The following is a 26,457-nucleotide window of genomic DNA, read 5'->3' as shown; positions in this document are numbered from 1 at the left end:
GTGCTCTCAAAAAAATACTCCCCACTAGTTAGAAACTGATTTCTCAGTCCAACTAATGGGGAGCAGTTCAAACGCTCGGGGGCTCCAACAAATCCGCTTCTCAAGTGGTGGAGTGACTACTTTGAAGAAGTGATGAGGGGACTATTTACCGGTAACAGCAGAGTAGTCGTAGTACATGTCCCAACGCTCTTCAGCGGTGAGATCGGGGGTCAAGAAAATCTGCTTGAAGTTTTTGACGACCTTGTCAGAAACAGTCTGAACTTTGCTTGCCTTAGCTGCTGATTGTAGGAAGAACATCATAACCTCTGTTCATGTGGGGGATGCCGCCGGGGAGCGGCAAGGGGATAAAAACGGATTTATATAAACTTTACAAGTAAAGCTCTTTTGCTGTGATTCAAGAGTAACTTATCTTAAGAAAACTCGTCCCACAAGTAGGGGACAAGGCTATTTTTATTCTTACCTTGCAAAGAAATTTTAGGGGACAAACCCAACAAATTGCAGACCAATTTTGCGATTCGACCCCTAATCCAATCCCCAAAATGTAATCAAATTATTTATATATACAAATAAGCTGGGTCTAATTGGGCATGATAGGTTTCTCACTGCCCGTCCGAACCTCAGCGGTACTCGTAATAGCAATCCCAACGCTCTTGAGGACTAAGCGACGGAGTAAGAAACATCTGACGGATTACGCGCTGCCAGGAGTTCGCGGTTTTCTTGAAAAAATATTTTGAAAATTGCACTTTTATTTCCTTCGTGGTTCACCGTATAGGCCCAAGACCTTGACAACACTTACTCTGCACGCGCCGGTTAACCAGGAAGTAGAACACGGATGAATAGGTGGTAAATCTCGCCTCAATTCTGGCTATCCACTAAATAGCGGTAACAGTCAGTAATTCTCTGCCGCCACCATTCATTCTTTTCAGCGGAAACCGCCAAAATTTGCAGAAGTTTTTCATCGGGAACCACCGGGCGCACTTTCAATACACCGTTCTCCGCAACCAACGAGTGCTCCACTGTATCCTGAGTCATCAACGTCACCGTGCCCAGGCCGCACCCAAAGGGCAGTTCTGGTAAAGACGCCGCCAATGCCGCGCCCGTCCGAATCCCCACCGAGCTCTCTAAAGCCGAGGAAACAACCGCAGGTAAGCCTGATCGCTCTACTACCGCAAGCGCCCGGCGAACCCCACCTAAAGGAGCCGCTTTGATAATAATGACGTCAGCTGCCCCCAAACGGGCCACCTCCAAGGGGTCCTCAGCCTTGCGGACAGATTCATCGGCGGCGATGGGTACAAATATTTTCTTCTCATGTAACCGTTCTCGCACCCGAGCCAACCCCTGAACAGATTCGACCGGCTGCTCCGCGTAGAGGAGGTCAAATTCCTCCATAGCGCTCAAAGCAGTTACTGCCTGATCTTCGCTCCACCCTCCGTTGGCGTCCACCTTCAGACGGGCGGCTGGCAGGTGTTGAGCCACTGCGCGCAGCCTCGCGACGTCGTCCTGCAGACTCTGCCCCGTTTCCGCGACTTTAACTTTCACCTCACGAATCTCGCCCTTATAGCGCCCCAAAATGTCAGGAACCTGTGCGGCCTCGACTGCTGGGACGGTTGAATTGAGAGGAATTTCCGTTCGGACGGCCTCTGGAAAACCCAGCCAGGCACTCTCCACAGCGCTCGCGAGCCACGCCGCAGATTCTTCAACAGAGTATTCGAGGAAGGGAGCAAATTCTCCCCACCCGGCAGGCCCGTGAAAAAGAGCCGTTTCTCTCACCTGAACGCCACGGAACTTGACGTTCATAGGTATCGAGCAAATTCTCACGTTCTCCAGGACCTCTTGAAGGGAAGGAAGCTGTTGACCATCGAAGAAGGGAGGAATTGAAGTCTTCATAGCTTCCAATGTACTCATCTCCCTCAAAAACTCAGAAAATCTGTGGTTACACTGATTTCTCTCAGCAAACGCACAAGACTTTCTGCCAAAATATCTGTGCAGAGGAATTCGTGTTTCAATGTTGCGCTCGAGATAGAAAGGCAGTTCAGACGTTCCATGATTCATCGAACCGGCGAACAGCCGAACAATCAGCTCTCCACATCACCGGCAAACGCCTGGAAGAGTACAACTATCGAGAACAGTACCCATGCTCCGGTTTCAGTAGTGGAACCTGAAAACGAGGAACGCCCCTCCCCCCTAGGTCAGCTCTCCCCTAAGAACATTCGCAGAACCCGCCCCACTTTCTGGGCTCTCATGCAACATATTTTTGCTATCTTCTTGCTCAGTTTCATGTTGCTGGTGGCAGTCGGTTTCTACATCCAAATACCCGTCGGTCAGCAGCTCGATGAGATTTCTTTCAACGAATTCTCATACCAGTTCCTAGGCTTACAAAACCAGACCCTGCAATTACTTGATTTGATTCCAGCGATCGCCGGGGTGCTGGCAGTGGTAGGAATTATCTTTGTTCTCCTGTGGAAACACCGCTTTGTACCTGCACTCGTTGGTCTAGGCGTTGCCCTCTGCGCGAACATTTCGGCACAGGTCCTCAAAAACCTTGTTATTTCTAAACCAAATTTTGGAATCCAAGAAGCAGCGCTCAACTCGGCACCTTCAGGGCACACTACTTTTGCTGCAGCAGCCGCAGCAGCTCTCTTTATCGCCTCTCCCAAGAAGTTGCGCCCCGCCGTCGCGCTCCTCGGAGCAGTCATCTCTTTCGCCGCGGGTTTTTCCACCATCATCAACGGATGGCACCGCCCAGCCGACGTCATAACAGCCATCATTCTGACTTCCATCTGGACAGTTATTGGGCTGACAATCCTACGCTTTCTACGATCTGAAGAACTCGATCTCAGCAATACGCAGCGCACAGGACTCATCTTGATTCCGCTTCTGAGCATTAGCGGCTTCTTCCTGGGATTCTGCTCCTTAGCCCTTTACTTAGTCACCTTCTATGACCCCATCCCCGGAGGCGCGCTGATGGCAGCCATCTGCATGATTCTCGCAATTCTCGCCTTCACAACCTCGCTCCAAATCGGTCTCCTGCGAGCGCGCAACAAACAGCGTTCCGCCTACACCAAAATTTGGACCTACTAGAAGAACATCAAAGTTTCAGATTATTAAAAACAGGAAGCGGTAGATAACTCAACGCTATCTACCGCTTCCTGTATATACCTGTTTTATATTTTAGAGCGCGCGCCCAATAGTAATTGGCCCGGTAAGGCCCGTAGGTGCCTCATCGAATTGTGCAGTGGAGAGCCCTTGCCCTTCTTTCTCCTGTTTTTCCAGCCATTCCAAGCGGTCTAGAAGAATACGGGTAGAGCCACCGGTGTAGGGCAGTTTGTACATGGCAGCAGTTGCTGGTTTGACGTTTCCTGTACGAGTGGAGGCTTTAATAATATCAATGGCTTCTTGCATCGTATCTGCCATGCGGGTAATGAAACTACGCTCTACCGGCACACCATGACCCGGTACAAAAACACGATAGCGATCAAGACCTGCCAAATCGTGCAAAGTAGAGACCCATGATTCGGGGTAAGAATCATCAAATGCGGGATCGGAACCCTGTTCCACTAAATCACCGCAGAATAGAACATCGTCGACTCCCACCAATACATCAGAGTCTGTGTGAGCAAGACCGAGGTAGAACAAGGTCACTGCCCGCTCCCCCAGCTCAACGCGAGTAAACGACGCGCGGGTGCCGTCTCCCGGAAGAAAACGGTGCGGAATGACGAGGTGGGTGTTAGGACCTTGAGCATGAGCCATCTCAGGTTCAAGAACTTCCACATACGAACGTTGCTGATCGCCATAAAGCTCAATAGCTCGAGCGGCACGAGGGTGTGCCCAGAATTCGGTGGTGCCGTCTGCTTCAAAGACAGCATGACCCATAAAGCGGTCAAAGTGAGCGTGAGTAGTAACTACAGTCAGAGGAAGCTCGGTAATTCGACGAACGGCGCGTAGAACTTCAGCGCCCTGTCTAGGACCGGCGCCGGTGTCTACGACCATAGCTTTGTCTGCGCCCACAATAAGCCCAGTATTCAAACGATAGTTATCCGTACTAATCAGATAGACGCCGTCTGAAATTTCGATTGTTCGTGCCATATATATAAAGGTACTGGAAGTTCAGCCATTCCACCCTATATTTCAAGTATTGAGAGAGTGTTGCGTTACGTTTCACACCGTATTTTCGCCGTTCATCTGACGTTTTTGCCGCCATCCCCTACCATGGAAAGAGTGATTATTTCTTCCAGTGTTGCCCCCCAGTTTCCCTCCGATGCGCCGGTCGTTGGTCGCTATGCTCCCTCGCCTTCGGGGGATTTACACCTGGGTAATTTGCGCACGGCGTTGTGGGCGTGGCTAGAGGCTCGCAGTTCAGAGGGAAAGTTCGTCATGCGGGTGGAAGATTTAGATCGGGTGAAAAAGGGAGCCGCCGAGCGTCAGCTAGCAGATTTGCAGGCGTTGGGAATTGATTGGGACGGCGAGGTGCTGTACCAAAGCACTCGCATTGCTGCTTATCAACAGGTGGTTGAGGAGCTAACCGCTCAAGGGCTTACCTACGAGTGTTTTTGCACGCGCAAAGAAATTCAGTCGGCAACCAGTGCTCCTCATGCGGCGCCCGGGGCGTATCCTGGCACCTGCCGTAATCTCAGTGAGGACGAGCGTTCGCGGCGTCGTCAAGACCGCCCCGGTGCGATACGTTTGAGAGCGCAGATGCGCGAATTTACTGTGGTGGATGATATCGCCGGTGAATTTACTTCGGACGTCGATGATTTTGTATTGCTGAGAAATGATGGGACGGCAGCGTACAATCTGGCTTCAGTACTTGATGACCGATATCAAGGTGTTACCCAGATAGTTCGCGGAGACGACCTTTTGTCTTCTACGCCGCGCCAAGCATACTTGGCTAATCTCCTAGGTTTTCCTGCCCCCAGGTACCGTCATGTGCCTTTGGCTCTGAATGGAAAAGGGGACCGGCTCGCTAAACGTGATGGAGCGGTCACCCTTGCTGAGATACGAGACCGGGGAGTAAAAGATGCTGAAGTTCTCGCACTGATTGCTGCTTCATTTCCCCTAAAAACCATCGAAAGCGACGGCACAGCGCGTTTTCCCTCATCGGCGGCAGAAATGCTCGATGTCTATCAAGATTCACAGCCCAGCAATACCCCCTGGACTGTTCAGGATGAAATTTTGAAAGGAGTAACTATAGGTGACTAAGTTCAGCATTGCGAGTTTCGCACAGACCATCCCGGCTCATCATCGAGGTACTGCGGCATTTATCCTAGTAGTTCTGGGATCTTTAGCCATTCAAAGCTCCACCGCATTGCTGTCCCACCTTTACACCGATTTTTCTCCCCTGTCCGTTGCTGGATTACGCATGGGAGCTGCAGCCCTCATCCTTGCATTGCTGGTACGCCCCAACCCTCTAGCGCTCAAAAAAACGGACTGGCCCCAGGTACTGATTTACTCGGTAGTTGTCTGTCTGATGACCACCGGCTACTTTCAGGCTATTAAATATCTGCCGCTGGGAATTGTCGTCACCATTGAATATCTGGGTGCCTTCGGAGTATCCCTCTTGGGTGTTCGACGATTACGCGATGGCTTGCTCTCCATCGGCGCCCTGGTAGGAGTCATTCTTATTGCCGGACCCACTTTTGAGCTATCACATGCCGTGGGCTATCTCTATGCAGCGCTCAGCGCAGTGTCCATGGCAGGCTACACCCTTCTCTCTGCACGCATGGGCAATGGTTCCCCCGCCGTTGCAGGGCTCAAAGGTCTCACGCTCTCCATCTGCTGCGCGTCCCTTATTTTTGCCCCTTTTTCCATACCTGCCATTCCGCATTTAGACACCGACGCCTGGATGCGAGTATTTGCCGGGGGACTTTTAGGCATTGCCTTTGCTTACTCAGCCGATGCGCTTGCCGGTCGCCTCACGTCAGCGGCAGTCATTGGAGTGCTCTTTAGCCTAGATCCGGTCAACGGTGCGCTGATTGGGCTGATTCTTCTCGGAGAAGTCTTGCCGCTCTGGTCTTACCTGGGTATTTTGCTCATTGCTGTCTCAGGCGCCGTCCTGGTCTGGCAAACCAACCGGTCTGCAATCAAACTCAATACGAACACTGCGATGCTAGATGCCATCGTCTCCACTAAAACGGGGCAGTTTCCTCAAATCTCTCCCCCTGACATCAAGAAGTAGTTAACTGTTTGCATAAGTTATTCTTATGCAAATAGTTTTCGAGCCGTTCATCAGAATTTTGATTGTAACTTAGCTCAACAGCTATTATTATGAACATCACACTTCCTTCCGCTATATCGCTATAAGGGGTTCTTTTGAGCGACCAAGCTTTTCAGATAGCCGCTCTCGCTATCTACTTCCTGGCAATGATTGCCATTGGCCTCTGGGCTAAGACCAAGAATAATAATCTCGACGACTACATTCTGGGCGGGCGTTCGCTCTCCCCCACTACCGCAGCGCTTTCAGCCGGTGCCGCAGATATGTCCGGCTGGCTCCTCATGGGTTTGCCCGGTGCGCTCTACATCACCGGTTTAGCCGAAGGATGGATGGCAATTGGCCTGACCATCGGCGCATGGACCAACTGGAAAATTGTGGCACCCCGTTTGCGTAGCTACACGGAAATCTCCCACAACTCGTCTACCGTTCCCGTCTTCTTTCACAACCGCCTACGGGATAACACCAAGATTCTGCGTATCCTCACGTCACTGATTACCCTGGTTTTCTTCACCTTCTACGCCTCCTCGGGCATGGTAGCCGGCGGCGTCTTTTTCCAGTCAACGTTCGGTCTTCCTTACATCTGGGGTATGTTGCTCATCGCGGGCGTCACCTTGCTCTACACCGTTTTCGGCGGATTCCTCGGAGCTTCTTACACCGATATGGTGCAGGGACTTCTCATGTTGGCGGCTCTTATCATTCTGCCCATCATGGCGCTGTTCTATGTAGGCGGCCCCACTGGTGCCGTAGATACTATCCGCGAAGTCAACCCCAACGCTCTCTCCCTGTTTACAGGAACCACCTTCCTAGGCATTATTTCCACCGCCGCATGGGGCTTGGGATATTTCGGTCAGCCTCACATCATTACCCGCTTTATGGCGCTCCGCTCCGTATCCGACGCCAATACCGCCCGTCGCATTGGCATCAGCTGGATGGTGCTGACGGTCGTTGGTGCTTGCTCAGCAGGTCTCATCGGCATTGCTTTCTTCGCCCGTCACCCCGACGCAACGCTGACCGATACTAAGAACGCTGAATCGGTCTTCCTTGATCTCTCCCAACTACTCTTGCACCCCTTCATCTCGGGCTTCATTCTGGCAGCGGTGCTAGCAGCAATCATGTCCACCCTCTCCTCCCAACTGGTCGTCTGCTCCTCAGCATTGGCAGAAGACATCTATGGGGCCTTCAGCTCGAAAAAACTTAGTGATACCCAGGGGCTATGGCTCGGACGTATCGGCGTACTGGTTATTGCTTTCATTGCTGCACTTCTGGCAAGCGACCCCGAAAGCTCCATCCTCGAACTCGTTTCTTTCGCTTGGGCAGGTTTTGGTGCGGCTTTTGGTCCCATCGTTTTGCTCTCCCTCTACTGGAAGAAGCTCACCAACTGGGGCGCGATCGTTGGTCTGGTAGCTGGAACTCTCACCGTCTTCATCTGGGGCAATATCGAATCCCTTCACTCCACCATGTATGAAATCGTTCCCGGTTTTATCGTGAACTTCATTCTTTCCATCGTGGTTTCCTTGGTGACCTATAAACCCAATGCCGAGATTGAAGCGGAGTTCGACGCCGCCGTCCACGCCGTAAAAACTCGGTAGGTAGAATTGTCGCTATGACTATTGAGCTTCCCGAAAAAGTTTCTGACATTTTCGACCCCAACCAGTGGCGCGTGGTGGAAGGTTTTGAAGACTTTCAAGACATCACCTACCACCGCCAAGTAGAACGCAACGAATCGGGCGAAATTCTGCGCGATTTGCCAGCCGTTCGTATCGCCTTTGACCGCCCCGAAGTACGAAATGCTTTCCGCCCCGGCACCGTAGATGAGCTGTACCGCGCACTTGATCATGCCCGCATGACCTCCAGTGTGGGCACGGTTCTCCTCACCGGCAACGGGCCGTCCGCGAAAGACGGTGGTTGGGCATTTTGCTCCGGCGGCGATCAGCGAATTCGCGGTCGCGATGGCTACCACTACGCTGAAGGTGAGACCGCGGAGACGATTGACCCAGCACGCGCTGGTCGTCTCCACATCCTAGAAGTTCAGCGACTCATTCGCACCATGCCTAAGGTGGTAATCGCACTCGTTTCAGGGTGGGCAGCAGGAGGCGGGCATTCGCTCCACGTGGTTGCTGACCTCACTATTGCTTCTGCCGAATTTGGTAAGTTCAAACAGACTGACGCCACCGTAGGTTCTTTCGACGCCGGTTACGGTTCAGCTTTACTTGCACGCCAGGTGGGACAGAAGTTTGCCCGAGAAATATTCTTCTTAGCCAAAGAATACGATGCTCAGCGCATGTATGAGATGGGAGCGGTCAACGAGGTCGTTGCCCATGCGGACCTTGAAAAGAAAGGGCTGGAATACGCAGCTCACATCGCACGCCAGTCACCGCAGGCCATCCGCATGCTGAAATTCGCCTTCAACCTGCCAGACGACGGCATGGTAGGTCAGCAGGTCTTCGCTGGCGAAGCCACGCGTATGGCTTACATGACCGATGAAGCGGTAGAAGGTCGCGATGCTTTCTTACAGAAGCGTAATCCGCAGTGGGAACAGTACCCCTACTACTTCTAAAACCTCTCTGATACAAAGAAGGGCAACCGAGATTATTCGGTTGCCCTTTTTGTCGCAGAAGACCTTATTTAAAAAGAATTACTGACGGCCGCCCCGTCTCTGCCATTCTGCACAGCGTCGGCAAACATTCCTTCTCGCATGGTTCGCTGACGCTCACAAATGCGATTCATGCCAGACCCAGCCAGTTTGCCTCTCGCTGTGCAGCATGCCCGAAGTATCGTACGAAGAGTCATCTACCAGGAACTAGAACTTCTTTTTTCTCGTTATCTTCAGGATAAAGTTGAAGCATCATGACTTTAGAGCACCCCATTTTTGACCCGCAGAATCTTCAGCCCTTTTCTGCCCCAGCTGGCCTCCACCGGCACGCGATAACGGTGGGGCAAAATATTCCTTCTGACATCTCAGGAATGCTCCGCACCTTTGAGAAGTTGCTTGCTCACCCCAGCGAGGACGCTGCGCTCGTCGTCGCTACCTCCGGCTCAACAGGGGTGCCCAAGAAGACGGTACTTTCCTCCCGTGCCCTCACCGCCTCAGGCAGAGCTACCGAAGAATTTTGTGGAACGCAGCATGCGCAATGGATGTTGGCGCTCCCGGTGCATTATGTGGCAGGTGCCCAAGTGCTTGCCCGCTCAGTCCTAGGAGGTACGACGCCGGTCGTCACTTCTTCCATCACACGCGGGGAACATTTCACCCCGCAGTCTTTTCTTTCAGCGGCAGAAAAGATGAGTGGTGGCCCACGGATGCTTTCCTTTGTGCCTACTCAGCTTCATACACTACTGGAAGCCGCCGAAACCCAACATGCCGTCTTAGAAGCTCTTCAGTCTTTCGACGGGATCCTCCTCGGAGGAGCATCCGCGTCCGCAGCGTTACTGCAACAGGCTGAAGAAAAGAACCTGAAGGTGTACACCACTTACGGTTCGGCGGAGACCTCAGGAGGCTGCGTTTACAACGGCAAGCCCCTCCCCGGCGTCTCTATTCGGATAGAAGAAACAAACGAGGGTACAGCGGGGCGCATCTGGCTCGGTGGAGATATGGTGGGTAGCGGCTACCTGAACGACCCGCACAGAACTCAAAAACATTTCTTCTTCGATTCAGCCGGGCTGCCCTGGTACCGCACCGACGACGTCGGCGCCTTCTCTCGCGGTCAGCTGCGAGTAGAAGGTAGATCAGACGATATCATCATCACCGGTGGGGTAAAGGTCTCTCCCGCCCCCATAGTGCAACAGCTCGAAAAACATCCCCTGGTTCGCGAAGCATTCGTGTGCGGCATCCCCGATGCTAAATGGGGATCCGCTGTGGTTGCAGCAGTCAACGTGCGCGAGAAAACAAGTTCGTTTGACGGCGAAATATCCGCTCTCATTGAACAGCTAGATCCTGCCCAGCGCCCTAAGCACCTTGAAGCGCTAGATACTTTCCCTCAGCTCTCTACCGGCAAGCCCGACCGTAAAAAGCTTGCCGCACTGCTTGCCGTTGCCGCAGGGAAGTAGTGCTCTACTCCTCACACCGGGGCAGTCGAGGAAGCCTGCGGCCCGTGTGAGAGAATAAAGTTTGCTTGCTCAAGTTTTTGGTTCGTAGAAAGAAGAGTTCTGTGGCTACACCCGCTCAATGGATTGAAGGAGCGCGCCTACGCACGCTCCCCCTTGCGATTGCTCCCATTATCGCAGGCTCCGCAGCGGCATATTCCTGGGGCGAGTTCAAACCTTTCCGCGCATTCCTAGCTTTTTTGGTGGCTTTTTTTCTGCAGGTGGGCGTCAATTACGCCAACGATTATTCCGATGGGGTAAAGGGTACCGACGAAGTTCGAGTAGGCCCGCTCCGCCTCGTGGGCTCTGGCGTGGCAAAACCATCTCATGTTAAAGCAGCTGCTTTTCTCTGCTTTGGTTTGGCAATGCTTGCCGGTCTAGGGCTGGTCGTTCTTGCCCAGCAATGGTGGTTCCTAGCCATCGGCGCTTCTTCTGTTTTCGCGGCTTGGGGTTATACCGGCGGCAAGCACCCCTACGGATACATGGGGTTGGGTGACATCTTCGTCTTCATCTATTTTGGTCTGGTAGCTACCCTGGGGACTCTCTTCACTCAGACTGCTCACCTCACACTCGAAGGCTGGGTCTTTGCCCTCGCTCTGGGCCTTTTCTCCTGCGCCCTGCTCATGGCAAATAACGTGCGTGATATTCCCACCGACCGAGAAGTCGGTAAATTGACGATGGCAGTACGGTTGGGTGATACGTGGTCCCGTCGCGTCTACGCCATCGAGATGCTTCTGGGGCTTTTCCTCACCGCCCTCCTTGTGCCAGCAAATCCCTGGTATCTGCTGGTATTCATCTTGCTGGGTCCCATCCTGCATTCGTGCTTTGTGATGCTTTCTGGCAGCAACGGTAAAGCACTGATCCCCGTTCTCAAACAGGCGGGGCTGGTTGCTATGGCATATTCTCTGTTGGTTGCTGTAGCTGCATATCTAGGCACCTTTGACATCTTTACTCCCGAGTCAGTGCCTTTCCTCGGCTACTAACACTTGGATGTCTGGGGCGAGGAGTTCGCACTGCATTTCCCTGCTTAAACACTAAAGAGCATTCCATCTGGAATGCTCTTTTGCTATATCTGAACAGAATCTTAGAAGTCGATTCCTTCTTCGCGGCGTTTCTGTTCAGCGTATTCATCTTCAATCTCAGTATCTTCTGCGACCGCTTTTTTCTGAGGGGTGTCCTTGCGACGCTTAGAAAACCATCTCTGCATATCTTGACCAGCGGCGACGTGCAACTTGGGAAACGCCAAATAGGAGACGGCGAAGGCAATGAGTATGGCAAAGACTCCCGAAAGAATCAAGCCCACGTTGAGCCACATGCACAGAAGAAAGACAACGATCATCAGACCGAAACGAAGCAAAGAATACTTGAGAAAGTTCACCAGACCAGTCTAGCGAACTTTGGGTCGAGAAATAACGTGCTTCCCAGTAGCTTTCTGCGAAAACCACGCTGACCCCGCTCCCGGTGCAAGCCATTGCTGAGCGAGAAATTAGGGCACAAATGGGTGCTGGCATGAAAGAATTTAGACATGATTCGAGCAATGATGATTATCGGTGGCGGAGCACTCTTAGTGGCGCTCATTATTTATGCGCTCATTGATTGTGGGCGCACCGACCGCTCCCAAGTTCGCGGAGTTCTCAAACCTGCTTGGATACTGCTCATCATCATTTTCCCAGTCATAGGAGCCCTGCTCTGGCTTTTCTTGGGTAAACAGCGCAGGCCCTCAACGAGCTTCGGGCCGGTGACACCTCAGCCCCGTCAAGCTCCAGACGATGACGCCGAATACCTCAAATTCTTGGATGCGCGGGCCAAGCGGGAGGCCGAATCCCGCCGTCGAGAAGAAGAACGGGAAGCGGAACTGAACGCCCAGCTCGATGAAGAATTACGCAAGATGCGCCAGCAACGGCACAACAGGAACGAAGAGGGTGAGAACCCTCCCTCCCTCTAAATTCCTTTTATAGGTAAAAAAAGCGCGAGTTTTCAAAAATATTATTTTGAAAACTCGCGCTTTTGCCATATTTAGCTACGAAATTTTAGAGACCCGAGTAGCTGTGCAACCCCGAGAAGAAAACGTTCACAATCGTAAAGTTGAAAACGATGCACAGGTAGCCTGCGATAGAAAGCCACGCCGATCGAGGGCCGGCCCAACCGCGCGTTGCACGAGCGTGCAGGTAGGCGGCATAAACAACCCAAATGACGAACGTCCAGACTTCCTTAGTATCCCAGCCCCAGTAGCGTCCCCACGCTTTCTCTGCCCAAATAGCGCCGGCGGCGAGAGTGAAGGTCCACATCACAAAGCCCACAGCGTTCAGGCGGAAGGCAAAGTTTTCCAGTGCCTGAGAGGAAGGAACCAAGCGCATGAAGTTCAGCTTGGACCCCTTGCCTGAGATGATGTCACGTTCTCGGCGGGTCTGGATGAGCTGCAAAACTGCCATGGCAAAAGTAATAGTAAAAATGCCTGATGCTAAAACCGCAATCGAAACGTGAATAACCAACCAGTAAGACTGCAGAGCGGGCTTGAGATGACCCACAGGGGTGGGGAAGCCGATGGTCGCCGCCGTCATCATGGTCAGTGCCAAACCTGAAACCAAGACACCGACGAACCTAAGATCACGGAAAATCAACGAGATGAGGAAAACCACCGACACCACAAGAGCACCGGTAGTGCAGAACTCATACATGTTTCCCCAGGGAACACGACCTGCTGCGAAGGCACGAGACAGAACACCCGCCAGGTGAATCACAGCGCCCAGAATCATCACAGCAACCGCAATGCGCGCAGCAGTACGCTTCTGGGTACCGCTACCCCACATCATGGACGAGTCGGCAACTTCGCCCTCTAGCATTTCTGCCGCAGACTTATTGAACCCCAGACCGCGAGCACCAGTACCCTGCTCGTTGCTGACGAGCCTGCCCTCATTTTTGTTGGCACTTCGAGTGCCGGATTTTGCAGTTGAACCCACTCCAGCACCGACTAGCTGAGCTTTACGGGCAGGAGTCTTCTTCTCAACGTTTTGCGATTCCAGGCGTTGGGTAGTGCGCGAATGCGCCGCAACGTCCCACGCGAAGGCGATGAAGGCAACCATGTAGGTCACCGCCGCCAAAAACATGAACAGCTCGCTCCATTGGGCGAGGGTTTGATTAAGCAATGTTTGTTCCTCCGAACAGCTTTTCTAGCTAAGCGTCGTCAGCTTCACTAAATTCTAGACCCCAGCGGGCCGCAAAGATATCGGTTAGTTTATCTGCTTCGTCTGCCAGACGTGGGTCTTCGCCGCGTGCGAGCAAACCATATTCGACTAGGAGATCTGAACCTGCGGATTGTGCGCGAACCCAGACACGACGTCGGGGAACGAAGAGGGAAATAATCAGACCGCAGAATGCCACGATAAAGGACCACAATACGATTTTCTTACCAGGGTCGTAGTGCACGTCTAATCCAACGTACCGCTTGTAACCTTCAAAAGTAACTTTGCCGTGCCCCTCGGGCAAATCTACGGTGTTGTTTGCGGCGTCCAGCACAATACCGTTACCTGTAGCCATCGTGTTGAGCGGTTTGAGCGTATTGGTATCGAGCACATAGACATTTTGCGGTCGGCCGCTGTCGAGCCCCAAATCGCCAGTGTAAGACTGCAGAACCAGCATGGGGTTCAAGGCTTCGGAATCGATAGAACGAGGGATGTTAGTTGTCGCATCCCGCTCACCAGTGGGCAAGAACATTCCAACAAACCCAAGTTGCCCGTTCTTTGCATCGGGGACTTTGAGCACAATTGAAGAAGTATATTTTCCATCAGAGGTCAGACCAACCACGGGACCTTCATAGGCAACTGAACCGTCTGAGTTTTCCACCTTAATGATGGGAGCGTAACCATTACCGGAAAGATAAAGATTCGTGCCGTTGACATTCACCGGATCGTTGACCTTCAGCGTTGCCTGGTCGGTCGTTCCGTCTGTCTCCTGGAAGGAGAGATCGGCGGTGTAGTCCAAATCATCGCCATAGGTGTGAGAGCCTTGCTGGCGATCGTATTCCACGTCGAACTTATTCAAAGTGACAGTGTAAGGATCTAGCCAGTCAGGATTGTAGTTAGTACCTGGTGTAAACGAGTCAAAGCTAATCAGTGAGTTGACAAAGGTGTCCCCCTCCACCAAAATCTTTTGTCCTCGGTACCCAAACAATGAACCTACAGCGACTCCGATGAGCACGCCAATCATCGCCACGTGAAAAATGATATTTCCAATTTCACGGATATAGCCGCGCTCAGCGCTAACCGAGTAAACGCCATCTATGCTTTGCACATCCACCCGGTAATGACGCTTTTTCAGAACCGCTGTAGCATCGGTAATCGCCTGTTCAGATGAGAGATCCTCCACTCCAGCTGATGAAGGAATGGTGAGAGTGCGGTGAACCGGCAAGCGATCGAAATTCTTGGGAGTCTTTGCAGGCTTCTTCCGAAGAGCTTTATAATGCTGATTCGCTCGAGGAATCACACAACCAATTAAAGAGATGAAAAGCAGAATGTAGATTGCGGCGAACCATACAGAACTAAAGACATCGAAGAGCTGAATTTTATCGGCGATAGGACCCCACGTAGGATGCGTCTCAATATAATCGCTCACCTTGGTGGGATCTTGAATACGCTGAGGGAAAATAGAACCGGGCACAGCCGCTACAGCCAGCATCAACAGCAAGAACAACGCAGTGTTCATCTTGGTGAGCTGAGTCCAAGCCCAGCGCAACATACCCATGGGCCCAAGCGCAGTCGCCGTCGTCTCTTTCTTCGCCATCGATAAGCTCTCTTACTAGATTGGAAGGGTGTAGGTCGGAAGGGTTGCTTGAACCCACGAAATAAGGGCAGTCCAGGCTCCGGTTGCCATCATGATACCGATGACAATAAGCACGAACCCGCCCACTTGTTGCAGAAGTCTGTGGTGGCGTTTAGCCCAGCCAAAGGTCGAAACGCCCCGGGTGATGCCTAGCGCCACTAACATGAACGGAATGCCAAGCCCCATGCAGTAAGCAAGAGTCAGCAAAATTGCTTTCACGCTATTGGAACCGTCGATGTACACCAGGGTTTGAACCGCTGCAAAGGTCGGTCCGATACACGGCGCCCAACCCAAACCAAACGTCATGCCAAGAATCGGCGCTCCCCATAGACCAGCCGGAGGTTTGCGCTCAATCTTTAGGTCACGCTGGAACCAGGACACCTTACCCATAAATACAAGGCCCATCAGAATAACCAAAAGACCAAGTATTACCTGAACCCAAGACTGCCCCCGTAACCAGGGAGCCGCCCCTAACTGAGCCAGCACCACGCTCATGAGCACGAAAATAGTGGAAAATCCAAGGATGAACAGAGCTATGCCAAGGATGGTACGGCGAGTGGGATGCCGCGCATCGCTACCGCTTAGACCCGATACATAACCAAGATAACCGGGCACAAGAGGCAGGACGCAGGGCGAGGCAAAAGAAACAAGCCCCGCCAGTGCCGCCAAGGGAACCGATAGCCACAGCGACCCATCGGTCACTACTTGACCAAAATTAAACACTCTTCGCCTGATCTTCCAGAAGGGTCTTCAGGATAGATGAATCAATTTCACCTAGAATGCGAGCGGCCACACGACCCTGGGCGTCCAAAATGAGCGTGGTAGGTACTGCTTGAGCGGGCACAAACTTCGAAAGATTGTAGAGTACCTTGCCATCGGCATCTTTAAAGCTCTTGTATTTAATCTTGAAATTGTTTTCAAAGGCTTCGGCGGTGCCCCTCTCATCGCGGACGTTAACGCCGTAGAACTGCACCTTATTTCCAAATTTCTCATGAAGTTCAACGAGATGAGGTGCCTCGGATCGACACGGGGCGCAGCCGGCGTACCAGAAATTCAGTAACGCAGGCTTACCGCGCAACTCTTCGGCGGTAATGGTCGAACCATCATAGAGAGTGCCCGTGAAAGAAACGGGCTGGCTACGCTCTTCCTCAGAATATTCAGTGACCGAGCCGTCCCCAGCAATATAGCCTTTAGAATCTCCAGCGTCTGCCTGGCTAGCCAGCGAATCATTCGATGAAGAGCAACCAGTCAAAAGCAGAGCAGTAGCAACTCCGGCGAGCGATAAGGCTTGCTTGCGGGAAAATCCGTGTAGCTCACGATCTGGACTTGAAAACGCAGGCATAAACACTCTCACAGTAGATAAAGGGCACAGGACAAAACTTAATTATGACCCGGGTAGCTGGATAACACCTGAGTACAGGGGCGCAGCCGGTTCTTTATAACTGATTTTAGGGCGTTGAGGTGACCACAAGTCATCGAATTCGAAGGTGGTGATAGATGCCAAATTACACTGGCGAGTACGGGGGTCATGGGGCAGGAACTTGCCCTCTGCTGATCTTCGTGCCATCCAAATAGGAAGCTGATGCGACACCACGATAGCTTCGGCTCCGCTCCCACCTCTAGCGAGCGCCTGAGCGCCGGCGTCCTTTATTGCCTCTGCCATCCGGTGAGCTTGATGAGTAAAAGGCTCCCCCCAGGATGGGCGCAGCGGATTCAGAAGATGAGGCCAATGGCGGGGGTTCTTCAAGATCTCCTCACGATTCACGTGCAAACCCTCAAAATGGTTATCTGCCTCAATCACACGCTCGTCCGGATGTCCTTCTAGTCCCAACAGCTCAGTAATTGGAGCGGCAGACTCACGAGTACGGGTGAGCGGTGACATCGCCAAATATACGATATTAGCGCCCTCATCCGACATACGTTTGAATTCCTCAGCACTCATTCGCACCATCTTCTGTCCCAGTGCGGAGAGATGGTATTCAGGCAAACGACCGTAGACAATCCGCTCAGGATTCTCTACTTCGCCGTGGCGCATAACGTGTACTTTGACGTGTGAAGAACTCATACTGACCAGTCTCTCAAATTGTGGCGAGCGTGCCCAGCCAAGAACGCAAGTTTATCTGAATCAAACTTACTTGTGTTTAGGCTGCGCGTTCCAGCTCAGTACGCAGAATTTTTGTGAGCCGACGGGCATTGATCTGCCAAAAATCTTTGGGCACGCCGTTGACGCGCACCACAGGTATTTCCGTATCATGAGCAGCTTTGAGCTCAGGATACTCATCCACGTTGATCTCCTCAAAGCCCAGCCCTAGCTCGGAGGTGACCCTGTCAACTACTTCCCGTGCATCGTCACAAAGGTGGCAACCCGGTCTGGTTAAAAGCGATACCTGAGGTATTTGCTGAGAATTCATACCCTCCAGTTTAGAGGGTTAAGTATTCGAGCCCCGCATTCCACGAAAGAATGCGGGGCTCGAAAAGCTGACAAGAATTTACTTCTTGTTGCGACGCTGGTGGCGGGTCTTACGGAGAAGCTTACGGTGCTTCTTCTTGGACATACGCTTGCGGCGCTTCTTGATAACTGAACCCATTGGATTCACCTCACTTAACAATTAACACCCAGCCACTTTGCCCGCTAGGGCGAGTAAAGCGTTAGCTAAGCCGGGTTGCGGTTTATACCGGTATAAACGCTTCATAAAAACCAAAATAGGCACAACAGTGCCTAAACGGTTGAAAAACGCTCTCTGTATAGCGTACAAGCAATCTTTGAATTTTCCGCATTCTGCTACGAAATGAGAGGATTTTCTCGTTCTGGGCGAAACCGGCAGGTCATCCCATCGCTAGCGTTTCCGCTTCTTTTTCTTCTGGCTCTTTTTATTAATCGTAAAAGAATCCGAGAGACTTGCCTGCTCTTTGACTTTCTTGGTCTTCGGATCTCTGGGGGTTTCGTCGATAATTTCTGGTGCGAGGTGATCTTCATTAGCAAAGACGTACCCCTCAGGAGCTTGAGGTTGCACTGGCTCCGGGAAATCTTCTCGTTCTGCGGAAAAATCCTCTGAGACAGTTTCCTCTGCTGAATATTCAGGGGAAACGTCTGTAGAAGAACCTGCAGGAGGTTCTTCCTCGACGGGAGTGTTGAGCTCTTCAGAGGTATTTTCTTCTTGCGAGTTTTCTTTCTCCTGCGCAGAAGTGCTGGCGTTGGAATTCTTGCCCAGCCCTAACCAGCCCCGGAGACGGCGCGGTTTTTTAGGAGTAGGGGTCTCAGCTTCAAGAGCCGGTTCCTCGGGCTCCACCTCCTGAGCCGCAACTGACTCAATCTGAGGCTCTTCTGGCGAAGAAGCTGCTACATTCCCTTCTTCACTTAGTTGCGCTATTCGTTGTAAACGCTCTTGCTCCGCTAATTCGCGTGCCTCTGCGGATTCAGGCTCGGAGGGAGTTGAAACGGCAGGCTGAGAACGATTAATAGGTTTAATGACGGTCGCATGAACCGCAGAACTCACCACGCCGCGACGCCGGCGAGAGGAACCTGCCGAAGACTTCTGGTCTGCAACTGCAATGAAATTTGCCGACGTGGTGGATCGCTGATGAGTAATCATTTCAGCGGATTCTGAGGTCTTGGCTGATTCGGCATCTTGAGCGGTCTCGCTATCTTCTGATTCCTCATTTTCAGCACTTCTGGGGGCTGAATCGACTAAAGAAGATCGGTGCTCGTAGGCCTGGCGATCACTTGCATGAGCGGGAGCCCCAATATTCTCTAATGCCTCAATAAGCGAGGATGCCACGGGAACTTCCCAATCCTGAGGAATCAGGTCGTCCTGCTCTACCTCCACAGGGGCTATGGACGCGCGGGTGCCGGGAAGATCGTTGACCACCTCGGTTGCCTCGTCCAAGTCTATGCCCGCTTCAGAATACTGGCGCTCTATAGTCGAAATAACCAGCTGGCTAGCCATTTCTACATCGCCAGCCTGCAACGCAGCCAAAATAGCCTGGTGTTCAGCTCGCAGACGAATAGCAGTAGCGCTCCACAGCGGAACTTTGCCCATAATCGACAGCAAATATTCGTAGATGGGTTCGCGCATTGAGGTCATCAGACCAGCCAGAAGCTGATTGCCTGAAAGCTTGGTGAGAGCGATATGAAAGTCAACTTCGTACTGGTGAAATTCTTGGGGCAAAATGCCCTCTCGTTGCATGCTTGTGAGAATGCTTTCAAGCTCCTCCAACACGGGGCTACTAGGAATAGCATGGCGCACAGCCCACGATTCCAGCAGGATACGAGTTTGCACAATATCGCGCATAGGATGACGAGAGCTCGACATATGTAGGCGCAAAGCCGGTGCGGCCGAGACAAAGGGCTCACTCACCAGACGAGCGATGATGGTCTTGCGCTTACCCTCGTAGAGTCGCAAAATACCCATAATTTCCAGCTGTTTTAGCGCTTCACGAGTACTGGAATGGCTGGCATGGATAATGTTGGCTAGTTTGCGATCATCGGGCAAATTTTGCCCTAGTTCAAGGCGACCCTCAAACAATTCAGTTTCAAGCCAGGTAAGAATTTTTCGGTTTACAGACATGAACGGCTTCTATAGTCTTTCCAGAAAAGAGGGTGGGTATTAGCGAGAACGACGTCGTCCCCAGCGAGAGAGCGTAGCGAACAATCCTCGATGTTCTTCCTCGCGGCGGGAGCTATCCTGCTCAGCGGCAGTCGGCAAACCGGGTAGCTCCTGAATATGCGGCGACGATTCTGGTGAAGATTCAGCAACGTGTGGCTCTTCCTCTAAGCCGTCTGAGCCGTGCTCATCCGCATCGAGGGCAGAAGCTGCAGGTGCTTCAACTTCTTCGAGTTCGCTGTCTTTTTGCTCCATCCCAGCGGTGTCTTCCTGCGGGGTAAGGGACAGATTTGTTTCTCGCGGCGTCTCTGCTTCTGGTTCTGGGTGAACACCAGGCTCAGCAGATTGGGAAGACTTGGGCACCTCTTCTGACACGGTTTTCCCTGGCAGAGCTTCCTGCGAAGTCTTCTCTGAAGGCTTCAAAGGAGTGAAAGGTTGCGGCACAAAAGGTTTGAGCGGGGAGAAGCTAATAGCAGCGCTGGAGTGTCTGGGCTGATGAGACACATACGGTCCCCCTTCTGCACCCATGTCGAATTGAGATCGCTCTGAAGGTTCGGCTTGCTGTGGCTCTTCGCGATTCTCAGGCACCTCGGCTTCAGCGGTAGGTTCTGAATCTTCAGCTAAGTCCGTACCAGTGTCTTCTGCAGTTTTTTCTACAGAAGCAGTCTGAGCGACGGGCAAGGGGGATTCGGGGATCTGTTCAACAGATTCGGGGGAAGCGTTGGTCTGCTCATCAGCGGAAGAAAGGCTCTCTATCCACAGCGAAACTTTTGCAAGTGGTGCTGGGGTCAGTGAATAGTAGCGCTTCTGACCGGCTGCTTGAGTCTCAACTAAACCGGCGGTTCGAAGAACTTTCAGGTGCTTTGAGACTGTGGGCTGACTGACTTCCAGCTCATCCACCAAATCACCTACTGCACGCTGCCCGGAAGACAAGGTGCGCAGAATTTGGCGACGAGTCGGATCTGCGATAACTGCAAAAACGTCATCAATCATAAGCACAATAATTACATATATACCCGACGGCGAATGCATAGACACTGCGAAGTTTCGAATTCTCCTTAAAGTTTTAGGAGAGCTCTCAGAATTGTTTTAGACTTCAACTCCACTTGGCTTTATTCCGCTGGGATTATATGTACACAGTGCCTTAATGCGTTTAGTCATACCAGGGATCAAGGCCCCAGTGGGGGAAGACCTCCTTACGCGTTGCCATGACCGTTCGATCCGTTTCATCTGCCGGGTTGAAACCGATTTCCCACGAACTCCACCACAAATCCGTAAAATCACCCATCACAGTAGGGGCACGAGTTCCGTACTTTTCCAACATGTATTCTTGCCACGATGTGGGGGTATGCAGTTGAACACCCAGCGGGGAGCCTGCAGCGGTTGCCATCAGGTGGGTCCATGCCCGAGGAACCGCATCATAAATCGAATACCCTCCCCCGCCGGTGGCGATCCATCTACTTTCACAGAGCTCGTCCGCCAAGACAGACACATACCCTGCTATTTCCCGCTGGCATTCGATGCTAATTCCCAAATGGGACATATCATCGCTGAAGTGGGAATCGCACCCGTGCTGGCTGACGATAACTTCTGGCTGAAAGGCTCGCAATATCGCAGGGATTACCGCGTCGAAGGCGCGAATCCAGTCGGAATCGCTTGCGTTCTCTGGCATCGCCACGTTGATTGAAGTGCCGCTGGCGATTCCTTCGGGGCCTGACTCGTTGCAGAACCCAGTGCCGGGAAACAGTTTCATTCCCGTTTCGTGCATGGATATGGTCATCACGTTGGGGTTATCCCAAAAGATGCTCTGCGTGCCATCGCCGTGGTGGGCGTCGACGTCGATGTACGCCACGCGCTTAACCCCCTGATCGAGTAGGTGCTGGATAGCCACCGCACAATCGTTATAGATACAAAACCCGCTGGCACGGTTGCGGGCAGCATGGTGCATCCCTCCGCCGAAATTCACCGCATGAACTGCAGAGCCATTCAAAATCATTTCTGCGGCTTGATAACTGCCACCAGCCAAACGCGCACTAGCCTCGTGGATGCCCGCATATCCCGGAGTATCCTCGGTTCCCAACCCACAGTCTTCAATGGTGAGTTGAGGGTTAGCACTGACAGCTTTTACTTCATCAATATATTTCTGGTCGTGGGCAAGGCAGAGAACCGAGTCCCCGGCAACTTCAGGCTCTTCGACATTCACTTGAGGAAGATCAAAAATACCTAGGTCTGAAGCCAGGCGAGCGGTAGCGTCCAGACGACTGGGATGCATGGGGTGGTAGTCACCGAAAAAGTATTCGCCCATGCTGGAGCCCCAAATGATGCCCGTGGGCACAGGGTGGCATCGATTAGTGAAGCTCATAACCCAACCTCTTACTAGTAATGTTGCTCACAGTTAATACTAAACACACCCTACTCTTTCTGAGCGCCTATGCCACTTTTTGACGAGGCAGACTAAGCTAAATAACGCCAAAACCGCTAGGAAAGGAGGCGAAATTGAGCTCAAACCGCTTAGAGAGCGAATTTGATGCCACAGAAGGTAGAGATCGTTTTTTTCAATTCTTAACTGGTATCCGTGACCTGATCGACCGCACCGTGGGCAGCTCGCCCTCTCGCATGGCAATTTTCGCCTTCGGCATCGTCATTATTTTCTTCACCGTGATGCTCATGTTGCCGCTTTCCTCTAACGACGGCCACGCAGTCGCATTCCACCATGCCCTGTTCACAGCGACCTCTGCCGTGACCGTGACTGGATTGACCACGGTCTCGACTGCCCTTCAATGGTCATTTTTCGGCCAACTTATGATCCTTCTCGCCTTCCAAATTGGCGGACTCGGTACGTTGACCATGACGTCACTGCTCGCCATGGCAGTCGGCAGAAAACTCGGATTACGTTCCAAGCTGATTGCCCAGGAAGCAATGAATATCGGTAAACTCGGCGAGCTGGGTTCGGTGCTGAAAACGGTCGCGGTCACTTCTATTACTTTTGAAGCGGTCATTGCCCTGGTTCTCATTCCGCGTTTCATGCTGTTAGGCGAGTCAGTTTTCCAAAGCATCTGGCATGGAATTTTTTATTCCGTTTCTGCTTTCAATAACGCCGGCTTTACCCCGCACAGCGATGGTCTAGTCCCCTATGGACATGATTTATGGTTGCTGTTACCTCTGTGCATCGGCGTTTTCATTGGCTCGCTGGGCTTTCCCGTTATTCTGGTCATCCAGCAGAATCCCTTCCGATTCAACCGCTGGAACCTCACCACCAAACTCACGATGATTGGCACAGTCACCCTTCTCGTATTGGGCGCGGTTTTATGGGGCTTCTTCGAATGGTCTAATGCCAAAACTATCGGTTCTTTAGGCATGGGAGACAAGCTGTTGAACTCGTTCTTTGCCTCGATAATGACACGCTCTGGCGGCTTCAACCTGGTAGATATGAACGATGCTAACCCCATCACGCTTCTGATTACCGATGTGCTCATGTTCATTGGCGGCGGTTCAGCGTCTACCGCCGGCGGCGTCAAAATTACCACCATCACCGTAGTTATCCTTGCGGTCATCGCCGAAGCACGAGGCGACCAGTTCGTCGTCGCTTTCAATAGAACAATTCCCGATTCGGTTCTGCGCATCGCTATCTCGGTCATCATGATGAGCGCGATCATCGTTTTTCTCGGCACCGCCGCCATCGTCTTCATCACCGGCGAGAGCCTGGACCGGGTGCTCTTTGAGGTCATCTCCGCCTACGCTACCTGTGGCCTCTCCGTGGGACTCTCAGCATCCCTTCCGCCATCCTGTATCTATGTCTTAACTGCCCTTATGTTCGTCGGACGTATCGGCATCATTACAGTAGCGACCGGCCTTGCGCTACGTTCGCGTCGCCGTCTCTACAAATACCCAGAAGAAAGGCCCATCATTGGCTGATCGCAACAAAAACAACGTGCCCGTTATGGTCATTGGGTTAGGCCGCTTCGGTGCCGCTACAGCAGCCCAACTCAAACGGCAGAACAAAGAGGTTCTGGCGGTAGAAAAAGATCCCGTTCTCGTTCAGAAATGGTCAGGTTTGCTCACCCACGTGGTCGAAGCCGATGCTACGGATATCGACGCCCTGCGCCAACTGGGAGCAACAGACTTCACCGCTGCCGTCGTGGGGGTTGGAACTTCGGTGGAAGCATCGGTTCTCATTACAGCAAACCTGGTTGACCTAGGAATTGAGCGAATCTGGGCTAAAGCAATCACACCGTCCCACGGCAAGATTCTCTCCCGTATTGGGGCGCACAACGTCATATTCCCCGAAGCAGATGCAGGACGACGCGCGGCGCACCTGGTCTCAGGGCGTCTTTTAGACTACATCGAGTTTGATGATGACTTCGCGATCGTCAAAATGCGCCCGCCCAAGGAGACTCAAGGATTCACTTTGGCAGAATCCGATGTGCGCAGTAAGTACGGCGTCACTATCGTTGGAGTGAAGACTCCCGGCGATGATTTTACGTACGCAACACCGAGTACCAAAGTTTCCAGCCGGGATTTGTTGATTGTCTCCGGCCAGGTGGATTTACTAGAACGTTTTGCTGATCGCCCCTAAAATTCTTTGGTTTTTTCTACGGGTTTAAACCACCTAGTCACAACCTACTTCTCCGTAGAAAATCTACATAACTATCATTTTTGTTAAAAAAACGTCAAATATTTTCTGTTTTTGTATTGGCAATATGCCCTCAAGGTGCTTATGATGGAGTCACCTCTAAAGGTGCGAGTGATTACTGAACGGATTGCGAACCCGTTCAAATCAGTTTAGGACTCTCGACAAAGAGCCGGCATCCCCTAAGCCGGACGTTGAGACAACAAAACTGGAATGCAAACTTTCGAGTGAGCATTCAGGAAAGCTTCGACTGATTCCCTACAGTCGAAGCTTTCTTTTTTTAACTTATGTCGAAGAGACTAACCAGGCACAGCACAAGGTGAACTGGCTGGGTCTGACGTGAATCACCTCAATGAGCGCCAGCGAATTCAGGTGAGAAGGTTAGTTTCCCGTTGCTGTGCCTAGTTAGCAAGTTACTTGTTATATTCCTGGCTCATCTCGGCAGATTTCTGCGCGTTGGCTGTCATGGCACGCAACGTAAGCTCTTCGATACCGCCCTCCTGAAAAGCCTTAATAGCTTGTTCTGTGGTTCCACCTGGGCTGGTAACAGCTTTGCGGAGATCCTCAGGATTAGGGTCTTTTTCTAGAAGTGCTCCTGCGCCTGCCACGGTAGTTGAGGCGAGATTTTTAGCCAGTTCTTCGTCAATCCCCAGTTCCATACCTGCTTTCTTCATGCATTCTGCTAGCAGGAAGGCGTAGGCGGGACCCGAGCCAGAGAGGGCGGTGACGGCATCCATCTGTTCTTCTTCTACCTGGAAAACCATTCCGACTGCTCCGAGGATTTCCTCTGCCAGTTTGCGTTGCTCAGCGGTGACGGTTGAACCTGCAGAATATGCAAGGGCACCTTTGCCTACGCGCGCGGGAGTATTAGGCATGCAGCGAATGACAGGTTGTTTTTTCCCTGCCGCTTTTTGGAGGGAATCCAGTGAAACGCCCGCGGCAACGGAAATCACCACGGTTTCCTCGTCCAGCGCGTCTTTGAGAGATTCAAGGACATCCAGGATGTCGTAGGGCTTCACTCCAAGCAAGACTGCCGCAGCGCCTTGAACAGCTTTCTGGTTGGCATCTGCGGACACCTCAGAGGAAAAGACCTCTACCCCTTCTGCTTCTTCTCCCAGCTTCTCTGGAAGCTCCTGAGCGCTTTTGGCGCTGTGGACGGTAGCACGCACGTTCTGGGCATGAAAGCCACTAGCTAACAGTCCTGATGCAATGGCTCCATTCATGGAGCCAGTACCAATAAAAGTTACAATTTTCTCGCTCATCATCTCTCCTTTATGATCTGCCCAAGTGGCAGTGTGCAAACTGCAAAGTCTCATGCAACATTTCATCTCGACGAGCTGCGCTCTTACCCTTGGTTGAGATTTCAGCGCAGACGACGCCGTTCCACTTCTTCTCTGCCAAATATTCGAGAGTCTCAGCTACCGGCTGCGACCCGTATCCGGGCATGAGATGCTCGTCCATGACCTTGTCCCCACTACCATCTGTCAGATGCACGTGCCCTAGGCGGTCTCCAATTTTCTTCACGAATTCTAACGAATCTACCTTGGCTGCGGCAGCATGGGAGAAATCCCACGTCATCCAGTCATAGTCAAACCGCGTAGGATCCCAGTGAGGGGCATACATTTCTACTTCCTGCCCAGCAGCACTCCACGGGTACATATTCTCTACAGCGATTTTGACGCCCTCTGCCTGCGAAATTTCGCGTACGCCCTCCACGAAGTTCTTGGCATACGCTTTTTGCCAACGGAAAGGTGGGTGAGCAACAATGACGTTCGCGCCCACATCATTGGTCATTTTCGCTGCCATCTGCATCTTGTTCCAGGCACGACCCCACACCTGCTGGGTAAGCAGAAGAGTAGGCGCGTGGATGGCAGAGATAGGAATCTGAAACTTTTGCACTAGCTCCAAGAGATCGTGGGGTTCTTGGGAAAGTGCGTTTCCGGTAATCATGACTTCCACGCTGTCATACCCTAAATCGACCGCCGTCGAAAAGGTCTCGGGAACGCTGGGCGGAAAGAGGCACGACGTAGAAAGCGCTACCTCTATTTGATGATTCTGCGTACTATCCATCGTGGTCTCCTTGGCGATTTGCATCAGCGTAACTGCACATTAAC

General features: G+C 52.2%; 26 protein-coding genes. 10 read left to right on the top strand and 16 right to left on the bottom strand.

Annotated elements, in window-relative coordinates; translation table 11 throughout:
* Window positions 1-141: 141 nt before the first annotated feature.
* Window positions 142-297: a hypothetical protein gene (locus ACFR81_RS10770; protein WP_343876451.1), complete on the bottom strand. Its 156-nt coding sequence runs from the start codon at window positions 295-297 to the stop codon at window positions 142-144.
* Between the two features lie 558 nt (window positions 298-855).
* Entirely contained in the window at window positions 856-1,905 is a 1,050-nt protein-coding gene (locus ACFR81_RS10765) for an o-succinylbenzoate synthase (protein WP_238398020.1), read from the bottom strand.
* 138 nt (window positions 1,906-2,043) lie between these two features.
* On the opposite strand from ACFR81_RS10765, the gene ACFR81_RS10760 reads away from it, so the two are divergent.
* Window positions 2,044-3,081, top strand: a complete 1,038-nt coding sequence (locus ACFR81_RS10760; RefSeq protein ID WP_343876450.1) for a phosphatase PAP2 family protein — start codon at window positions 2,044-2,046, stop codon at window positions 3,079-3,081.
* A gap of 90 nt (window positions 3,082-3,171) precedes the next feature.
* On the opposite strand, the gene ACFR81_RS10755 is transcribed toward ACFR81_RS10760, so the two are convergent.
* Complete coding sequence (locus ACFR81_RS10755; RefSeq protein ID WP_068170709.1) at window positions 3,172-4,086, bottom strand: MBL fold metallo-hydrolase; 915 nt, start codon at window positions 4,084-4,086, stop codon at window positions 3,172-3,174.
* Between the two features lie 123 nt (window positions 4,087-4,209).
* Between ACFR81_RS10755 and gluQRS the strand changes: the two genes are divergently transcribed.
* The 6 genes from gluQRS (at window position 4,210) to ACFR81_RS10725 (ending at window position 11,274) form a co-directional block, all read left to right on the top strand.
* The gene (gene gluQRS, locus ACFR81_RS10750; RefSeq protein ID WP_377148952.1) at window positions 4,210-5,199 is read left to right on the top strand and encodes a tRNA glutamyl-Q(34) synthetase GluQRS; all 990 of its coding nucleotides are present in this window, start codon (window positions 4,210-4,212) and stop codon (window positions 5,197-5,199) included.
* On the top strand, window positions 5,192-6,175 hold the full coding sequence (locus ACFR81_RS10745; protein WP_343876448.1) for an EamA family transporter: 984 nt from the start codon (window positions 5,192-5,194) through the stop codon (window positions 6,173-6,175). Before gluQRS ends, ACFR81_RS10745 begins: the two co-directional genes overlap by 8 nt.
* 134 nt (window positions 6,176-6,309) lie before the next feature.
* Complete coding sequence (putP, locus tag ACFR81_RS10740; RefSeq protein ID WP_343876447.1) at window positions 6,310-7,800, top strand: sodium/proline symporter PutP; 1,491 nt, start codon at window positions 6,310-6,312, stop codon at window positions 7,798-7,800.
* Window positions 7,801-7,814: 14 nt separating this feature from the next.
* Window positions 7,815-8,768: a 1,4-dihydroxy-2-naphthoyl-CoA synthase gene (locus ACFR81_RS10735; RefSeq protein WP_343876446.1), complete on the top strand. Its 954-nt coding sequence runs from the start codon at window positions 7,815-7,817 to the stop codon at window positions 8,766-8,768.
* A 290-nt stretch (window positions 8,769-9,058) separates the two neighbouring features.
* The gene (locus ACFR81_RS10730; RefSeq protein WP_343876445.1) at window positions 9,059-10,255 is read left to right on the top strand and encodes an AMP-binding protein; all 1,197 of its coding nucleotides are present in this window, start codon (window positions 9,059-9,061) and stop codon (window positions 10,253-10,255) included.
* Window positions 10,256-10,356: 101 nt separating this feature from the next.
* The gene (locus ACFR81_RS10725; protein ID WP_343876444.1) at window positions 10,357-11,274 is read left to right on the top strand and encodes a 1,4-dihydroxy-2-naphthoate polyprenyltransferase; all 918 of its coding nucleotides are present in this window, start codon (window positions 10,357-10,359) and stop codon (window positions 11,272-11,274) included.
* 101 nt (window positions 11,275-11,375) lie between these two features.
* On the opposite strand, the gene ACFR81_RS10720 is transcribed toward ACFR81_RS10725, so the two are convergent.
* Entirely contained in the window at window positions 11,376-11,669 is a 294-nt protein-coding gene (locus tag ACFR81_RS10720; RefSeq protein ID WP_068170691.1) for a DUF4229 domain-containing protein, read from the bottom strand.
* A 147-nt stretch (window positions 11,670-11,816) separates the two neighbouring features.
* Here ACFR81_RS10720 and ACFR81_RS10715 point away from each other — a divergent pair, with 147 nt between their 5' ends.
* A complete protein-coding gene (locus ACFR81_RS10715; protein WP_343876443.1) occupies window positions 11,817-12,236 on the top strand; it encodes a PLD nuclease N-terminal domain-containing protein in 420 nt (139 codons plus the stop codon).
* Between the two features lie 85 nt (window positions 12,237-12,321).
* Here ACFR81_RS10715 and ccsB read toward each other — a convergent pair whose 3' ends face one another.
* From ccsB to ACFR81_RS10665, 10 genes are all read right to left on the bottom strand, one after another.
* Complete coding sequence (ccsB, locus tag ACFR81_RS10710) at window positions 12,322-13,398, bottom strand: c-type cytochrome biogenesis protein CcsB (RefSeq protein WP_068170752.1); 1,077 nt, start codon at window positions 13,396-13,398, stop codon at window positions 12,322-12,324.
* Window positions 13,399-13,465: 67 nt separating this feature from the next.
* Entirely contained in the window at window positions 13,466-15,070 is a 1,605-nt protein-coding gene (gene resB, locus ACFR81_RS10705; protein ID WP_068170688.1) for a cytochrome c biogenesis protein ResB, read from the bottom strand.
* Between the two features lie 15 nt (window positions 15,071-15,085).
* Entirely contained in the window at window positions 15,086-15,832 is a 747-nt protein-coding gene (locus tag ACFR81_RS10700) for a cytochrome c biogenesis CcdA family protein (protein ID WP_068170685.1), read from the bottom strand.
* Complete coding sequence (locus tag ACFR81_RS10695; protein WP_343876442.1) at window positions 15,825-16,451, bottom strand: TlpA family protein disulfide reductase; 627 nt, start codon at window positions 16,449-16,451, stop codon at window positions 15,825-15,827. Before ACFR81_RS10695 ends, ACFR81_RS10700 begins: the two co-directional genes overlap by 8 nt.
* 42 nt (window positions 16,452-16,493) lie before the next feature.
* On the bottom strand, window positions 16,494-17,174 hold the full coding sequence (locus ACFR81_RS10690) for a histidine phosphatase family protein (protein WP_190617932.1): 681 nt from the start codon (window positions 17,172-17,174) through the stop codon (window positions 16,494-16,496).
* Window positions 17,175-17,250: 76 nt separating this feature from the next.
* Window positions 17,251-17,520, bottom strand: coding sequence for a glutaredoxin family protein (locus tag ACFR81_RS10685; protein ID WP_068170679.1), 270 nt, complete (start codon window positions 17,518-17,520; stop codon window positions 17,251-17,253).
* Window positions 17,521-17,598: 78 nt separating this feature from the next.
* Complete coding sequence (locus ACFR81_RS10680; RefSeq protein ID WP_005504750.1) at window positions 17,599-17,697, bottom strand: 30S ribosomal protein bS22; 99 nt, start codon at window positions 17,695-17,697, stop codon at window positions 17,599-17,601.
* Between the two features lie 249 nt (window positions 17,698-17,946).
* Window positions 17,947-19,677, bottom strand: coding sequence for a FadR/GntR family transcriptional regulator (locus tag ACFR81_RS10675; RefSeq protein ID WP_343876441.1), 1,731 nt, complete (start codon window positions 19,675-19,677; stop codon window positions 17,947-17,949).
* Window positions 19,678-19,716: 39 nt separating this feature from the next.
* Entirely contained in the window at window positions 19,717-20,706 is a 990-nt protein-coding gene (locus ACFR81_RS10670) for a metalloregulator ArsR/SmtB family transcription factor (protein WP_343876458.1), read from the bottom strand.
* Between the two features lie 160 nt (window positions 20,707-20,866).
* Window positions 20,867-22,075: an acetoin utilization protein AcuC gene (locus ACFR81_RS10665; protein WP_343876439.1), complete on the bottom strand. Its 1,209-nt coding sequence runs from the start codon at window positions 22,073-22,075 to the stop codon at window positions 20,867-20,869.
* Window positions 22,076-22,209: 134 nt separating this feature from the next.
* Between ACFR81_RS10665 and ACFR81_RS10660 the strand changes: the two genes are divergently transcribed.
* Window positions 22,210-23,628, top strand: a complete 1,419-nt coding sequence (locus ACFR81_RS10660) for a TrkH family potassium uptake protein (RefSeq protein ID WP_377148938.1) — start codon at window positions 22,210-22,212, stop codon at window positions 23,626-23,628.
* Window positions 23,629-23,653: 25 nt separating this feature from the next.
* Window positions 23,654-24,289, top strand: coding sequence for a potassium channel family protein (locus ACFR81_RS10655; protein ID WP_068170748.1), 636 nt, complete (start codon window positions 23,654-23,656; stop codon window positions 24,287-24,289).
* A gap of 467 nt (window positions 24,290-24,756) precedes the next feature.
* Here ACFR81_RS10655 and proC read toward each other — a convergent pair whose 3' ends face one another.
* Both proC and ACFR81_RS10645 read right to left on the bottom strand, forming a co-directional pair.
* Window positions 24,757-25,605 carry a pyrroline-5-carboxylate reductase gene (proC, locus tag ACFR81_RS10650; RefSeq protein ID WP_151145365.1) on the bottom strand — a complete coding sequence of 283 codons (849 nt, stop codon included), beginning with the start codon at window positions 25,603-25,605 and terminating at the stop codon, window positions 24,757-24,759.
* Window positions 25,606-25,615: 10 nt separating this feature from the next.
* Window positions 25,616-26,413, bottom strand: coding sequence for a sugar phosphate isomerase/epimerase family protein (locus ACFR81_RS10645; RefSeq protein ID WP_343876438.1), 798 nt, complete (start codon window positions 26,411-26,413; stop codon window positions 25,616-25,618).
* Between the last annotated feature and the right edge of the window lie 44 nt (window positions 26,414-26,457).

The organism is Rothia amarae, from assembly GCF_042677725.1.
GTDB classification, from domain to species: Bacteria; Actinomycetota; Actinomycetes; order Actinomycetales; family Micrococcaceae; genus Rothia; species Rothia amarae.
This window is presented reverse-complemented; position numbering and strand designations above follow the sequence as displayed.